The sequence below is a fragment of the Terrimicrobium sacchariphilum genome (assembly GCF_001613545.1).
Classification (GTDB): Bacteria; Verrucomicrobiota; Verrucomicrobiia; order Chthoniobacterales; family Terrimicrobiaceae; genus Terrimicrobium; species Terrimicrobium sacchariphilum.
In genome coordinates this window covers 1,513,709-1,529,067 of sequence record NZ_BDCO01000002.1, presented here as the reverse complement: position 1 = coordinate 1,529,067, position 15,359 = coordinate 1,513,709, and the positions used below count along the sequence as shown (strand labels likewise).

Annotated in this window: 13 protein-coding genes; 5 read left to right on the top strand and 8 right to left on the bottom strand. The window is 60.7% G+C overall.

The features are described 5' to 3' along the window. Positions 1-34: 34 nt before the first annotated feature. The 7 genes from nifK to TSACC_RS07180 all read right to left on the bottom strand — a co-directional run bounded on the left by nifK (position 35) and on the right by TSACC_RS07180 (position 8,862). The gene (gene nifK, locus TSACC_RS07210; protein ID WP_075078690.1) at positions 35-1,408 is read right to left on the bottom strand and encodes a nitrogenase molybdenum-iron protein subunit beta; all 1,374 of its coding nucleotides are present in this window, start codon (positions 1,406-1,408) and stop codon (positions 35-37) included. Between the two features lie 36 nt (positions 1,409-1,444). Continuing rightward, positions 1,445-3,112, bottom strand: a complete 1,668-nt coding sequence (gene nifD / locus TSACC_RS07205; protein WP_084400275.1) for a nitrogenase molybdenum-iron protein alpha chain — start codon at positions 3,110-3,112, stop codon at positions 1,445-1,447. Positions 3,113-3,121: 9 nt separating this feature from the next. Next, entirely contained in the window at positions 3,122-3,946 is an 825-nt protein-coding gene (gene nifH / locus TSACC_RS07200; protein ID WP_075078689.1) for a nitrogenase iron protein, read from the bottom strand. 215 nt (positions 3,947-4,161) lie between these two features. Continuing rightward, complete coding sequence (locus TSACC_RS07195) at positions 4,162-5,103, bottom strand: ADP-ribosylglycohydrolase family protein (RefSeq protein ID WP_075078688.1); 942 nt, start codon at positions 5,101-5,103, stop codon at positions 4,162-4,164. After that, entirely contained in the window at positions 5,103-5,900 is a 798-nt protein-coding gene (locus tag TSACC_RS07190; protein ID WP_075078687.1) for an NAD(+)--dinitrogen-reductase ADP-D-ribosyltransferase, read from the bottom strand. The genes TSACC_RS07195 and TSACC_RS07190 overlap by 1 nt, the downstream gene beginning before the upstream one ends. 13 nt (positions 5,901-5,913) lie before the next feature. Then, a complete protein-coding gene (locus TSACC_RS07185; RefSeq protein ID WP_075080607.1) occupies positions 5,914-7,494 on the bottom strand; it encodes a sigma-54 interaction domain-containing protein in 1,581 nt (526 codons plus the stop codon). A 219-nt stretch (positions 7,495-7,713) separates the two neighbouring features. Then, positions 7,714-8,862 carry an XRE family transcriptional regulator gene (locus tag TSACC_RS07180; protein ID WP_084400274.1) on the bottom strand — a complete coding sequence of 383 codons (1,149 nt, stop codon included), beginning with the start codon at positions 8,860-8,862 and terminating at the stop codon, positions 7,714-7,716. A 291-nt stretch (positions 8,863-9,153) separates the two neighbouring features. Between TSACC_RS07180 and TSACC_RS07175 the strand changes: the two genes are divergently transcribed. The 5 genes from TSACC_RS07175 to modB are packed head-to-tail and all read left to right on the top strand — an operon-like array spanning position 9,154 to position 13,891. Beyond that, a complete protein-coding gene (locus TSACC_RS07175; RefSeq protein ID WP_202815921.1) occupies positions 9,154-10,053 on the top strand; it encodes a PEP-CTERM sorting domain-containing protein in 900 nt (299 codons plus the stop codon). Beyond that, a complete protein-coding gene (locus tag TSACC_RS07170; RefSeq protein WP_075078686.1) occupies positions 10,050-11,576 on the top strand; it encodes a prepilin-type N-terminal cleavage/methylation domain-containing protein in 1,527 nt (508 codons plus the stop codon). Before TSACC_RS07175 ends, TSACC_RS07170 begins: the two co-directional genes overlap by 4 nt. Beyond that, positions 11,558-12,451: an ABC transporter substrate-binding protein gene (locus TSACC_RS07165; RefSeq protein WP_237763913.1), complete on the top strand. Its 894-nt coding sequence runs from the start codon at positions 11,558-11,560 to the stop codon at positions 12,449-12,451. The genes TSACC_RS07170 and TSACC_RS07165 overlap by 19 nt, the downstream gene beginning before the upstream one ends. Positions 12,452-12,455: 4 nt before the next feature. After that, positions 12,456-13,226: a molybdate ABC transporter substrate-binding protein gene (gene modA, locus TSACC_RS07160; RefSeq protein WP_075078684.1), complete on the top strand. Its 771-nt coding sequence runs from the start codon at positions 12,456-12,458 to the stop codon at positions 13,224-13,226. Beyond that, the gene (modB, locus tag TSACC_RS07155) at positions 13,226-13,891 is read left to right on the top strand and encodes a molybdate ABC transporter permease subunit (RefSeq protein ID WP_075078683.1); all 666 of its coding nucleotides are present in this window, start codon (positions 13,226-13,228) and stop codon (positions 13,889-13,891) included. Before modA ends, modB begins: the two co-directional genes overlap by 1 nt. A gap of 7 nt (positions 13,892-13,898) precedes the next feature. On the opposite strand, the gene TSACC_RS07150 is transcribed toward modB, so the two are convergent. Further along, positions 13,899-15,269, bottom strand: coding sequence for an acetylxylan esterase (locus tag TSACC_RS07150; protein WP_169809567.1), 1,371 nt, complete (start codon positions 15,267-15,269; stop codon positions 13,899-13,901). Positions 15,270-15,359: the final 90 nt, after the last annotated feature.

Sequence of the window (15,359 nt, the reverse complement as noted above, 5' to 3'; positions counted from 1 at the left end):
GCAGCAGGCGGGTTGGTTCTCCTTCAGATGGTTGTTATTGGACGAGTTCGAACCACTCCTCGGGACAGGTGCGGTCGCGCTGGTCGAGCAGTGCGTCGCTGATCTTTTCCACGAGGTGCATGGCGCCGCGGTAGCCCACGGTCGGGAAGAGCCGGTGGCCCACACGATCCAGGATCGGGAATCCGAAGCGAACGAGCGGGATATTCTCGGCGCGCCCGATGTGCTTGCCGTAGGTGTTGCCCAGGATGAGCTTCACTGGATCAGCCTTGATGCGCTCGTGCAACTCAAAGAGGTCTCCCTGCTGCTTCACGATGGCGTCGGGGAAACGTCCATCGAGGATCGCATTCACGCGATTCTCAAAGGCGCGGCCGGTCGCACCGGAGAAGACGTACTTCGGCTTGAGCCCGAGCTCGATGGCGAAGCGCGTCATGGCCACCACGTGGTCGGGATCGCCGAAGATGGCGACCGGCACCTCGTGGAAGTATTGACCGATATCCTGGATCACATCCAGGAGGCGGCCGCGCTCCGCGTCGATCGAGGCCGGCACGTCCACCTCGGCGATGCGGCGCAGGGCGTCGATGTAGAGGTCGGTATTGGTCAGGCCGATCGGGGCGTCGAGCGCCTCAAAAGGCACTCCGCACTTGTCGTTGAGCTTCTGCGCGGCAGGATGAGCGGTGAACTCGCCGAGCGCCACCGTCTTGATGGCGTCGCCCATGCGCTTGATCGCTTCCACCGGAGTGCCGCCTTTCGGATACATCTCGTAGACGCCGGTCTGGGGCAGATCGAGGACGTCGGAGGTATCCGGGCAGAGCGTGTACTTCACCCCGAGCTCCTCGGCGACCCTCTTCAGCTCGCGCATGTCGCTGGGGTCGAGCCAGCCGGGGAAGATGTTGATCGCTTCCGTGCTCTCGCCGGATTTCTCGGCGAGGTAGTTCACGATGCCCACGCACATGTTCGAGTAGCCGGTCACGTTGGAACCGACGAAGCTCGGGGTGTTGGCGTGGATGACGGTCTTGCCCTCGGGGATCTTGCCTTCCTCGCGAGCCTTCTTGATGATGGTCGGGATGTCGTCTCCGATGACCTCGGAGAGGCAGGTGGTGTGCACCGCCACGACTTCCGGATTGTAGATCGAGAAGATGTTGATGAGGGCCTGCTGGAGGTTCGCCATGCCGCCAAAGACGGATGCGCCCTCCGTGAAGGAGCTGGTGGTTGCCGCCACCGGCTCCTTGAAGTGACGCGTGAGATGACTGCGATGATAGGCGCAGCATCCCTGCGAACCGTGGCTGTGCGGCATGCAGCTATGAATGCCCAGGGCCGCATACATGGCGCCGATGGGCTGGCATGTCTTGGCCGGGTTGATCTTCAGCGCGCTGCGCTCGCTGATAGTGGGTGTGGCTAAGTCTAACATGGAATTAGGTTTCCTTGAGTGTTGAGCTGATGCCGGTCAGGCGGCCTTTTGTTCCTCTGCCGGAGCCTCCGGGGCTGCGGCCTTGCGATCCTTGACCCAGGGCGGCACGACGTAGCTCCACACCTTGGTCGAGAGCATGCGGTCGATCTCCTTGTAAAAGTTGATCGCACCCGCGAAGGACGCGTAAGGTCCACCGTAGTCGTAGGAGTGGAGCTGCTTGCAGGGCACGCCCATCTTTTCAATGATGAACTTGTCCTTGATGCCGGAGCCGATGATGTCGGGCTTCCAGGTCTTGATCAGGTGCTCCAGCTCGTGATGGCTGATGTCGTCGATGACGAGCGCGCGCTTCTTCATCTCGCGCATCATTCCGAGGTAATCGGAGAAGGCGAAACCGGCGTCGATGAGCTTTTGCTTCGCCTCGGGCGAAATGCGCGGGCGGAAGCGGGTTTCATCGGGCTCGACGTCCAGTTCCTCGATGTTGCGGCTGTCGGCGTCGATCTTGATGTTGGGCAGCACGTCGCGACCCTCGTAGTCATCACGGTGAGCGAACTCATAACCCGCGGAGACCGTCTCGATGCCGATATCGCCAAAGAGATCCTGGTAGTGGTGGGCGCGAGAACCTCCGACAAAGATGGCGGCCTTCTTGCCCTGGTGCTTGGCCTTGATCTCGGCCTGGATCGGGCGCAGCACGGCGAGTTCCGCCGCGATGACCTCCTCGACCCTGTCCATGAGTTCCTTGTCGTCAAAGTACTTCGCGATCTTGCGAAGCGACTTGGCGGTCGAGTCGGCGCCGATGAAGTTCACCTTGAACCACGGGATGCCGAACTTCGTCTCCATCATCTCCGCCATGTAGTTGATCGAACGGTGGCACATGACCACGTTGAGATCCGCCTGGTGGCAGTTGATGATTTCGTCGTAGGACACGCCGCCGCTGAGGGTGGCGAGGATCGTGATGCCGCACTTCTTGAGCAGCTCATCGATCGCCCAGGCATCACCGCCGATGTTGTACTCGCCAAGGATGTTGATCTTGTACTTGGCGTCGTTCGGCGTGTCGTCGAGGCCGATCATGTGCTTGAACACACCGTTGTTCGCGATGTGGTGGCCGGCGGATTGACTGACCCCCTTGTACCCTTCGCAGGAGAAGCCAAAGACATTGATGCCGAGCTCTTCCTTGGCCTGGCGGCAGACACTGTGAATGTCATCGCCGATGAGGCCGACCGGGCACGTGGCGTAGACCGAGATGGCCTTGGGCTTGAAGAGCCGGTAGGCCTCGCGGATCGCCTCGGCCAGGCGCTTCTCGCCGCCGAAGACGATGTGGTCCTCCTGCATGTCCGTGGTCATGCAGTATTGCATGTAGTTCGTCTGACCCTCCGGCACGCGGGCCAGGTTGCGCCGCGTCATCCACGAGTAGTACCCGCAGCCCACGGGGCCGTGGGTGATGTGCAGGATGTCGTGGATGGGACCGATGACAACGCCCCGGCAGCCCGCATACGTACACCCGCGCTGGGTGATGATGCCCGGGATGGTGCGGGAGTTCGCACCGATTTCCGGCGGCGTCTCGGGATCGTTCGGCACGATCTGCTTTGCGCGTTTGCGCAGGGTCTTCGAGGGCAGGCCCTTGAGCATCTGCTCGCGCAGAGCGTCAGGCGTTACGCCCTCGACTTCTTCGATGGTTCCTGTCGGGATCGTTGCTTCGGTCGACATGATGAGAGATTAGTTAAAGAGGCCGTATTCCATGAGCAGGGCTTCGAGAGCCTCGATGGGCAGCGGCTTCGGAATGACGAGCTTCTTGTTGTTTTCGATGGCCTTGGCCAGGGCGCGATATTCGTCGGCCTGCGGAGCCTCGGCGTTCCACTCGATCACCGTCTTGCGGTTGATCTCGGCGCGCTGCACGTCGTTGTCGCGCGGCACGAAGTGGATCATCTGGGTGCCCAGCTTTTCGGCAAAGGCCTCGATGAGATCGCGCTCGCGGTCCACGTTACGGCTGTTGCAGATGAGGCCGCCGAGACGGACGACGCCGGTCTGGGCGAACTTCACGATGCCCTTGCAGATGTTGTTGGCCGCGTACATGGCCATCATCTCGCCGGAGCAGACGATGTAGATTTCCTCGGCCTTGCCCTCGCGGATCGGCATGGCAAATCCGCCGCACACGACGTCACCCAGCACGTCGTAAAAGACATAGTCGAGACCGACCTTGTCCTCGTACGCGCCGAGCTGCTCGAGCATGTTGATCGAGGTGATGATGCCGCGACCGGCACAACCGACTCCCGGCTCCGGACCACCGGACTCCACGCACAGGGCGTTACAGAAACCCTGCGAACGGATGTCCTCAAGGTCAACGTCCTCACCCTCTTCGCGCAAGGTGTCGAGCACGCTGCGCTGGGCGAGGCCGCCGAGCAGGAGGCGGGTTGAGTCGGCCTTGGGATCGCATCCCACGACCATGACTTTGCGGCCCATCTCGACGAGACCGGCCACTGTGTTCTGAGTGGTCGTCGACTTCCCGATTCCACCCTTCCCGTAAATAGCAATCTTCCGCATTTTAGTGATTTTGAGTTTTGGTTGGTCCGGACTCGCGCCCGGCTTTGCATTCTCTTAATCACGCGCTGTGCCAAGATTTCCGACCGGCGCAGCGCTGCCCGTCCACGCACGCGGGGATATTGCTAATGAATCACTTAGGGAGACTATCGCTCGCTTGCGCTTCGCTGACGGTGATTTGCGTTTCCTACCAAAATGTAGGAACACCCGTTATGGGACTACGCGAATGTAGGAAGTTTCCTCAGCCGAACGAGCACCTCGTCGAGGATATGCCGCCCACGGAGGTTTTCGCGCCATTCCGGCGGGATGCCGGTCCTACCAAAGCGGATTCCGGCAATGCCTCCGGCGAGGCAGGCGGTGGTGTCGGTGTCGTTGCCGAGGGCTACGGCGGCGATTACGACATTTCGGTAGGAAGTCTCTGCACAAGCCGCGCGAGCGGAGTGCAGCGCGTCGACCACGTAGCCCGTGCCGCCAGGTGTTTGCTCCGCAGTGGGCAATACCACCTCTCGCAGCTCCCGGAGATGGACAGGGCTGTTTGCGTAAAGCGCCTCCAGATCAGCCGTCGCCCGCTCCCATGCGCCGTCGACGCCATCGAGCTCCCGCCGCGCCCAGAGGCAATACAGCGCGCAGCAAACCTGCGAACGCGGATGCGCGTGAGTGATCGCGCACTGTTCATGCGCCACGGCCACGAGCCGCGCGTCGGAGCCCTCCAGCAGGAGAGCGAGCGGGAGCGACCGCATCAGGCCACCATTGCCGTTATTGCGCTCCCCGGCCAGGCCCGACTCATAGGGCGTCGCGCCCGCGGAGAGGCGACGGAGCGCCTCGCCCGTCTGGATGCCGATGTCGAAAACCTTCCCGTCCGCCGCGAGATAGCCGCGGCTGGCCCAGGCGAGGAGCTTGCGGGAAAAATTGTACGGGTCCCACTCACGGCGCTCGATGAGAGACTCCGTGAGGCAAAGCGCCTGGGCGCCATCGTCGGACCACGTGCCGCACGGCACATGCGCATAGCTGCGTGAAAACCCCGGCGGCGGAAACATATCGATCTGCTCGCGCGGCGGCAGTTCCCGCGCCGGGTGAAACTCATACGGCACGCCCACTGCATCGCCCACCAGCAGCCCCCACAGTCCGCCCTCTATCTTGGCCAGCAGTTTCCGCTTCATCAGTAGAGCAGCCTCCGCACGCGATACTCGCCTCCGATCACCAGATACTCCTGCTCGCCGCGCAGGATGCTGTCGGGCAGCAGGTCGCTGAAAAAGAAGACCTTGGCCATGGGAATACGCGCCTCCCAGACGGTCGACCCGAATTCCCACGCGCACTCTCGATCGGAGGTGAACGACGAGATGTTGTTCATGCGCACCACCGGCTCACCAGGAACGGGATCAGGCATTTCCTGGTACCCCGCCGCATCGTAGGTACCGCGATAGAGGGTGATCCAGCGCTCACCGGGGTGACGCCGCGCGAGCTCGTATTGGCAGAACTCAAAGAGCAGATCGAGCTGCGAGTCAATGGCATTGGTGCGCGCGCTGCCCTTGATGCGGTCATAGGAGTAGGCCGTCAGCAGTTCCGCATCATCGGCCAGCGGGCCGTTATGAAAGGTCGGCGGGATGCCCAGCCGGCTATGCACCCAGCCTTTCAGCACCGCACCCTCGAGCGAGTTGGAATCCACCGACCATCCGCGCAGATAGCGCACGTAGCTGTTTCGCAGACTGCTCCGCGCGGCCTTCTCGTAATGTTCCCACTGGTGCAGCGCGAACTGCACGGAGATGTACTCGTGAAAAATCTCCCCTCTTCGCGTCGCGCGTGGTTCGGCGTCGAGGAGGGCAAAGAGCCGCTTGTTGTCCTCGCGCACCCGACCGATGTGCAAGGCGGTGGGATCATCCTGAAAGTCGACTGAGGCGATGGCCCAGGGCGGACGGTTGCAGAGAGAGAAGACGTTGAGGTGGGAGGGAACGGACACAACTCGGGGGGGGTCAGGGTCGAAAACTTCGCGCGTCGATACCGTACTTCTTCACCCGCAATCCGACGACCCGCTCGGTCAGGCCGAGATGCCGGGCCACCGCGGCCATGTTCCCCTTGTGCGTCTTGAGCGCATCGACCAGAAATTCCCGCTCCACGCCGTGGATCGCCGCCTTGATCTTCGACTCCTGGATCGGCTGGCTGGACTCCGGCATTTGCAAGGTCGGCGGCAGGTGCCAGCCGTGGATGACATCCTCGGTGGCCAGCAGCGTGGCTCGCTCGATGCAGTTCTCCAGCTCGCGCACATTGCCCGGCCAGTGATAACTCATCAGCATGTCGATGGCGGCGGTGGAGATCCGCTTGATGTCCTTGCCATTGGCGACGCTGTATTTTTCCACGAAGAAATCCGCGAGTTGCAGGATGTCCGTCTTCCGTTCCCGCAGGGCAGGGACGTAAACCGGAAAGACGTTGAGGCGGTAATACAAATCCTCGCGAAACTTTCCCTGTTCAACAAACTCCTCCAGCGAGCGATTCGTCGCCGCGATCACGCGCACATCACATCGCAGCGTCTCAGTTCCCCCAACCCGCTCAAACTCCTTTTCCTGCAGGATGCGCAGCAGCTTGGCCTGGGTCTGGAGCGGCAGTTCGCCGACCTCGTCGAGAAAGATGGTGCCCCGGTGAGCCAGCTCAAAGCGCCCCTTGCGCATCGCGATCGCTCCGGTAAAGGCGCCGCGCTCGTGGCCGAAAAGCTCGCTCTCCACGATGCTCTCGGGCAGGGCGGCGCAGTTGATCTTCACAAACGGCTTCCCCGCGCGCGGACTGCGTTCATGCACGGCATGGGCGACGAGTTCCTTGCCCACGCCGCTTTCCCCGCGGATCAGCACGGTCGTGTTGCTTGCCGCCACCTGCTCGATCGAGTGGTAAACGGTCTGCATCACGCTCGAGTTGCCGATCATGTTGCCGGGGCGGAAGTGCCGCTTGAGCTGCTCCTGAAGCCGCTCGTTCTCCTGCCGGAAATAGTCGATCTGCTCGTGCGCCCGCTGCCGCTGTTTCACGGCCTGCGCGATCATCTGCGCGATCAGGGTGAGAAGACGCAGGTCGGCCTGGAGCGACACGACCGTCTTGCTGTGGCTGATCACACTGAGCGTGCCGAGGATTTCATTTGTCCTCGCCACGGGCACGCAGAGAAAAGCTCCCTTCCCCGCCGCCAGCACCCGCCAGTCCACCGTCTGAATGGCCGTGCCGTGGACGACATGCATCGGTCGCCCGATGTCGGGAATGACCTCGGCCTCGCCCTTTTCAATCACGCGAGCAGCGATCTGGTTAAACCGCTCGAACTCATTGGTCGCAATGCCTCGCGGAACCTCCTGGACCGCCTCGACCTGAGTCTCGTTGATCGCGCGGTTTAGAATCCGCAGGGTGCCGTTGTGCAATCCGATCACCTCGGAAATCTCATGCAGCAAACCGCTCATGACATCCTGCAACTCCCCGCCCTCCTGCAGCGTCCGGGCGATGTCGAAAAGGATTTTGAGCTCCTGAATGACACGACACAAAGGAGCTGGCAGGTTTGCCAGATCGGCATTCGAGGGGGGCATCTGCGCGAAGTCGCAGCCCGGACAGCCGTCGGCAATATCGTTGTAATCAATGATCGGGCGATCCGGCCCGATATCCTTCTTCACGGTGAACTAGCTAAGCATGATTCGCGCCATGAGCCAACCGCCACCGCCCGCTCTCCTCGGGAACTTTCTGAAAATCGACCGAAGGATGAGTAAATTCAACTCTCGCGAAAAAACTTCACCAGCCAGGAAAGCGACTCATGGAGTAAGCACGCGCCCGGTCTCACCTGTTTCATAGCCAGGGATTTGCGAGATCGAGCGGACAAACTTGCCAATGGCGAGATGATCGATGAGCGCCTCGAGAAGGGGCTTGCCGAGTTGATCGCGCCGGATGACGAGGTCAAATGCCACCTGCGAGAGCGGGATAAATCGCAGCCCGTAGACCCTCGCAATGGATTCGCACCCCAGCCCCACATCGGCGAGGCCCGCCGCGATTCGCCGGGCGCAATCCGAATGGCTCACGGTCACGGAATCGTATCCCGCAATCTCGTTGGCGACGACTCCGCTCAGTTGCATCATTTCCTCCAACTGGTTCCGGCATCCCGAGCCTTTCTCCCGATTGGCCAGGCGGATGCGTCCCCCCGGCAGATCGGCAAAACCCTGGAAGGAGAAATCACGTCCGACCATCCAGCCCTGCTCCCATCGTGTGAAGCGCATGACGAGACAGCTCTTGAGAAGCCCGAGGCGCTTCACGCCTTCGAGATTGGCCTCATCGTCCTCGCCGAAATGAATTCCGGCCAGATGCACCTCGCCCTCCGCCAGGCGGCGCAGAGCCACGGCGCTACCGCAGGGAATCCACACACAACGCCCCTTGATGGAATGTCGGGAAGCCGACTCGCAAAGCAGCGCCAATGCGGGATCGCAGCCCGCCACGAAGAGATTTTCGGCGAGATCGGACAAGTCCAGACTCGTCTCTGCCGACGGTCCGGTCGGGGTGTGACGGAACACGGCATCCGCCATCGCCAGTCCTGCCCCCATCTTGGCCAGGAGGTCGGACTCCCCGGCGATCCAGCGCCCGTCCAGTTGAGCGAGATCGAGCCGCATGCCCTCTTGCGGAGTATTGCCTACCAGATGCACCGGGAGCACGGCGGGTTCCTCGCGAGGCCCGAACAGGCTCTCGATCGGGCACTCGAGAGCACGCGCCAAACGCAGCGCCGTGTCGACTCGAGGGATCACCTGATTGCGCTCGATCTGGTTCAGCGACTGCCGGGTGATTCCCGCAGCGCGAGCCAGCCCCGCCTGGGTCAGATTTCGCCTCGCCCGCAACTGAACGATGCGTTCTCCCGCTCCATCGAGCCCGTCTAGCATGAGAAAATGCTCCCGGATGCCGTCCACCGCGTCAAGCACCGTTGACGCATTTCACTAATATTGACTGATATAGATTCACTAAAAGTAGTTTTTGTAAAAAATTGTTTACATATTTTCATCTATTAGATTTTCTTCTTTTCCGGAAAGCGCAAGAAGGGCTGCCGGGTTGTTTTGGGTAGGCGCGGAGGTTCCGCGCACTGGAATGCGCTGCAATACAGCAGTTTCTCCCAGAGCGCTTAAATGCTGCCAAACAACCTAAAACATGCAGGGTCCGGCCAGACGGCCGGAGGATGTCGGTCAATTCTTTTTGCACGGAACGTCGCCCGCCGAATGGCAATTCTCATCGCGACGATCGGTCTTCCGCTCGCCGCTGGTGCAACGGTTCTCACCTCGGGAAGCTTCAGCATCGTCAGCGGGTCGGGAAATTCCCCCGCAGCAAAGGAAACAAGTTGCATGATCATGAGTAACGGCACTTCCTGGGCCGGTGGAGCCGAGGGAGTGCAAGGCTCCGCGAGCCTCAAGTCTGGAGGCGGATCTGCGCTCGCCGCCAATGTCGCATTCAAGTTCAACATTGGTTCATTTGTCGACTCGCTCAATAGCGTCTACGGCCCGGGAAACTGGGCGGTCTCCAATGTGAAGCTGTCTTTCCAATACACGCTCTATTCCAACAATACCCGGTTCAACTCCGGAGCTGGCACATTTGACATCTATTGGGTTGCGAATGATTCCTGGGCGCAGATCGATCTTGATAAAGTCAATTCAACCACCCCGAACACGAACCCTGCGTATGCGACGAATGCCGCAGGACTCTCAAACTGGTCCGGCGGACAGGCGCTGCTTGCCTCGGAATACTACGATTGGACGACTCCGGGGTACACGGGAACGGCGGCCGACCTCACATCCGGCAAGTGGAGTACGGATTCAAGCGGCACCCGCCAGTCTACCCTCAGCTACGACCTCGGGAGCAACGCCTCGTTCCTCGGCGACATCCTAACCGCCAGTTCCTCGGGAGATTCCAATATCTCGCTCTACCTCATGTCCACGAGTGATACGATGGGTATCACCATTTTTACCGGTGGAGGCACATCTCTTCCTACGCTGACTTTTGATGTGGTATCGGTTCCCGAGCCCGGAGCCAGTACGCTGATTCTGCTCGGTGCAGGATCGGGCGTCCTGCTCTGGCGGAGCCGCCGGAGCATCGCCGCCGGCCCAGACACCTCCGCCCAATGAAGGCCGCCGGCTGGATCAGGCTTTTCCTGCTGGCCGGTTTCGCAGGCCTGACCGTGCTATCACGTGCGGTCGAGCCTACGGTCTACTCGGTCATCTCAAGTAATGACGCCTTCCTTGCCACTGGCTCGCCGGATAATCCGAATACTGGAGGAGACAATGTCGATCACGACCTGACCGATTGGAACTACGGTGATGCCGGAACGCTCGTAATCGCATCGGGCAACTCTTCTTACGTTGATCCTGCCTCCGGTCGTACGATCAGAAAGGGCGAGTTTCAAAGCGTGATCATGTTCAGCTCCGCCGGGGCGATCACGCTTTTCGATGCCACCTATGGCGCGGGGCACTGGTTTGTTACTTCCATATCATTGAGCTTTGCCAGCAACTGGGCCGAAGCCGGGTCGATCCCCAACAACCCGATCTTTGGCATGATCCAGGGAGGGAAGTTTGTCATCGAATGGCTTTCCGATGACGACTGGGAGCAAGGTTCCGGAAGTCCCAGCAGTCCGACGCAGGACGGTGTCACTTATGACTCCCTCTCCACGCTGCTGACGAGCGAGCACGAGGTGCTGGGTTCATACACATACGATCCCCCGGGAAACGGCATTCGCCTCACCTGGAATCTGCCCCTAACGGACAACCTCGTCTCCGACGTGACCGCCGGGGGCGCTATCTCTTTTTTGATGTACGCCGGAGACGACAATATTGACTACCTCTTCAGCTCCAGCCGCTACGGGCATGATAACGAACCAAAGATCATCATCACCGCCATACCGGAGCCATCGGTCCTCGGCTTCGCCGCGCTGGGTGGCCTGATTATCGTCGGAAGGCGGATACGCCGTGCGGCATTCACTCTGCCTGAGGTTCTCGTCGCCATCAGCCTCGTCGCCATTGCAGCCAGTGTCACCACCAACTGGGTCAATACCGGGATAGAAAAAGCGCGAGGCGCGGAGTGTGTCGGCCACCTCCAGCAGTGGGGCGTGGCATTGCAACTCTACATCCAGGACCACGACGGTTTCCTACCCCGGCGGGGCCAGGGAGTGCGCCCTGTGACAGTAATCGACCGCGATGAAGATTGGTTCAACTGTCTTCCGCCCTACCTGGAGATGAGTCCATACAAGGAGCTTTACGCCCATGGGCAGGCTCCCAGGCCAGGACTCCGCAGCATATTTCTCTGCCCTGGAGCGAAGATTCCCGAGGACTGCGTGCACTTCATCAGCTATGGAATGAACATGTATCTCTCCCGCTGGGACCAGCGGGACGCGAGCCGTGTCGTTCAGTTGCCCCGCCCGTCGAGTCTCGCCTTTCTGGCCGATTCGCCCGGCGGCTATGCCTCCACGGTTCCCTCGCGCAGCGAATATTCGGTCGTTCCCCGACACTCGGGTGGCGCGAATGTCGTCTTCCTCGATGGTCACGTCCAGCGGTTCACCGGAACGTATCTCGGCTGTGGCACGGGGGATCTTTCCCAGCCCGATGTCCGATGGAAGACCGAAATCCCCGGCGATACATGGAAGCCCAACCTATGATCATTTCCCATCGTCGATATCGCTCGTTGTCTGCTGTCTTTCTGGCGGCATCGATCCTGCTTCTTTTCGCCTCGTGCCAGCGCACGCCCACTGCATCCAACGCACCGGTAAAAGTCGCCATCATCGGCGGCTTCATGACCACAGGCATGTGGGAGGAAGTCACTGCGGAGTTCACGCGACAGACAGGCATCCCCGTGGAAGTCGTAAGCACGGGCCCAAAGGAGATTATCGACAAGGCGTTTCGCAAAGGAGGCATCGACCTCATCACTCTTCACTCCAGCGATGTGGCCACCAACCTTGTCGCTGATGGCCTCGGTGTTTCCATGAAACCCTGGGCGCGCAACGAGTTGGTCATAGTCGGCCCTCCCGATGATCCGGCGAAGATTCGCGGCCTCAAGAGCGGAGCAGAAGCCGTGACCCGGATCGCTGCGGCCAAGGCTCCCTTTGTCGAGGCCCGGAACGTGGGCAGCCAGACGGTAGGCGCCCGCCTGTGGAAGCTCGCCGAGATTCGCCCTGAGGGCGACTGGATCATCCGCGACGACAGCCCGGTACCGCAACGCGTGGTGGAGTTTGCGGCGGAGCGTCATGCCTACGTGATCGTCGGACGCATTCCCATGCTCAGCGGAAAAATTCCAAACGCAGGCATGGAGATCATGGTGGAGGGAGACCCGGAAATGCGGAGACCGTATGTTGTCATCGAGGCAAATCTCGCCCGCAGGCTCGGCCGCAACCCCGAGGGCGCCAGAAGACTCTCGGAGTTCCTCACCTCTCCCTCTGGTCAACTCACACTCAGCCGATTCTCAGAACGCCAAGGCGGCAACGCGCCCATCTTCTACCCCATTGAGCCCGTATCTTTCGAACACCCAAAAGGATAAACCCATGCATCGCCACCTCGCCAAGCTGCTCCTCGGCAGCGCCCTCACCCTGCTCATCGCGCTCACGCCAGTCTCGGGCCAGACCATTGTGGTTTCCGCTGCGGCCAGTTTGAAAGAAGCCCTGGCCGACGTGAACGCCGCCTTCGCCGAAAAAAATCCCGGCATCGCCATCGACCTGAATCTCGCTGGCTCCGGAGCCCTCCAGCAGCAGATCGAGCAGGGCGCGCCCGTCGACGTCTTCATTTCCGCCGCGACCCGGCAGATGGACGCTCTTGCCTCCAAGGGATTGCTCCTGGAGGGGTCGGTCTTCAATCTCCTCGGCAACAAGGTCGTGCTGGTCGGTCCTCCAGGGGCCACAGCCCCCGCTGACTTTGCCGCGCTGGCCGATGCCTCGGTAAAACGCATCGCCATTGGCGAACCCGGCAGCGTGCCTGCCGGGCAGTACGCCCAGCAGATATTTGCCTTCTACAAAATCGCGGACGTTGTGAAGCCGAGGCTGATTTTTGCCAAGGATGTCCGAATGGTCCTGACATATGCAGAAACGGGGAATGTCGACGCAGGCGTGGTTTACATGACGGACGCGAAGCAATCCGGCAAGGTCGCCATCCTCGCCGAGGCGCCCGCCGGTTCCCACGATCCAGTCGTTTACCCTGCCGCCATCATCAAAGCCGCTCGTCAGCCTGCCGCCGCCCGGACCTATCTCGATTTCCTGAAATCCCCTCAAGCTTCCGAGCTTTTTGCCAAGCGAGGTTTTGAGGTACTAGCCAAGCCCTGATGGATACCACGCCGATCTGGTTGAGCCTGAAGACGACTGTGACCGCGACGGTCATCACTTTCATACTCGGCATCCTTGCTGCACGCTGGAGGTTCGGGGCGCGAGGTCATTGGGTCGGCCTCGTGGATGCCATGCTGCTCCTTCCGCTGGCGCTTCCGCCCACAGTGATCGGCCTCGCCTTGCTTCTCTTCTTCGGTCGCAACTCGCCCGTCGGCACATTGCTGTCCGATATCGGCATCGACGTGATCTTCTCCTGGCAGGCCACGGTCATTACCGCCGTGGTGGCGTCTTTTCCACTGATGTACCAGTCGGCCTACGCCGCCTTTCAGCAAATCGACACGGAACTCCTCGACGTGGGGCGGCTCTATGGCATGAACGAATGGCAACTCCTCTGGCGCGTGATGCTCGCCCTCGCGTGGCCAGGCATTCTGGTCGGCACCATCCTGAGCTTCGTCCGGGCGCTGGGGGAGTTTGGCGCGACCCTCATGCTCGCAGGCAGCATTCCCGGTCGCACCCAGACAATTCCGCTCGCGATCTTCTTTCACGTCGAGAGCGGCGAGATCTATCAGGCAGGCCTTCTCGCCCTCGTGACCCTGATGATCTCGGTTGCCGTCCTTTTCATTGTCCGACTCCCTCAATCTGCCAGAGTGCCGTTACGCAGGTAATCCGTCCTTACTTAAACGGATCGATCAGGAACCCTTCTGCGGCAATCGGAAGCGGCCTGCCCTGCTGGAGGGCCGCCAGCCAGTTCGCGTTCTCCACAAAGTAAAGCCCCTGGGCTCCTCCCGTGCCGTGGTGATTGGATCGCGTCATGAGGATGAGTTCCTTGGGAGCCTGGATTGCGTTGAACGCGGCAATGACACCAAATGGACGCGACGTGTCGTCGATCAGTCCCACCGAGACAAGAGAAGGGCATTTCACCCGCTCGGCGAAATAGGCTGCGTCAAAATATCCCGCGGTCGTGCTCACCTTGTTCAAATCGCGATCGCGCGGCCCCCAGTTGGAAAGCCAGTACGGCCAGCCAAAGGCACGGGCGGGATTAGCCTTTGGCCCATAGACGTCGCAACCGGCCGGCACGTTGACCATCAACCCGGAGGCTTTGGGGAACAGTGCCGCGGTGGCAAAGCCCTGTAACCCACCCTGCGAGGTTCCCGTCACAATGAGCGTCTTTCCATCCCAATCGGGACGCGAGGCGAGATACTCCGCCGCACGGACACAGCCAAGCAGCATGCGGAGAAAATAGGACTGCTCGCGATCCTCGCTACCCAGGTAGACGTAGTTTTTCAGATCTCCGTCCTTCTTCTGTTTGTAAAAGTCCTCGGGCTCGTCGATCGGGAGGTCGTGGGCGCTGATGTTGAGCGCGAGCCAGCCCTTGGCCGCCCTGTTGGTCACCTCGTCCTTCTTGAGGGGGTAGACTCCGGCGAATTGCAGGATTAGGACCGCGGGAAATTTCTCCCCAGCCGTCGGCCGGGCCAGTTGCCCTTGGACGTGCGTGCCCCGGATGTTGTCGAGTGTGACCTTGTAGTAGTCGGTCCCCGCCGCGTTGGGCACGTCCACTTTTTGCAGCACCGGATTCACCGGCACCGCGGCGAGTTCTTTCAGTTTGTCTCCCCAGAATTGATCAAAATCCGCCGGGGCGGGCTGGGAAAGCCTCACCTTTTGCCAATCGAACATTCCTCCGCCGACACCGATCGGCAGTCCATTGCCCCCCGGTTTCGTCACGTTGAGCACCAACGCACCCGGCTCCGTCCTGCTTCCCGTGACCGTGGCAGGTCCGTTACTCAGGTCGATCTGTCCCTTTGTCACCACCCCGTCTCCGTCTTTTTTAACCGTGTAATCGAGCAAACCGACCTTTGTCCGGTCGGCTTTCGGATCGGCCAGGTCGATCGTCCACGTGACGGTATCCCCCGAGGAATACAGTCCGTCTTTATGGTCGGGCATGATCGAGAGAGCTACTGCGTCATCCGCTCGTGCCTCGGGAGAGGCCGCCAGACCGGACATCAGAATCAACGCAATAGTTGCGCAACAACGGAGGGATTTCATGAAATTAGGGAGATTGTTAACCGCTTCATCGTAGGTATCTTTAAACAGCCCCTTCCATAGGAAGAACATTCTCCCTATAGTATACCCAGC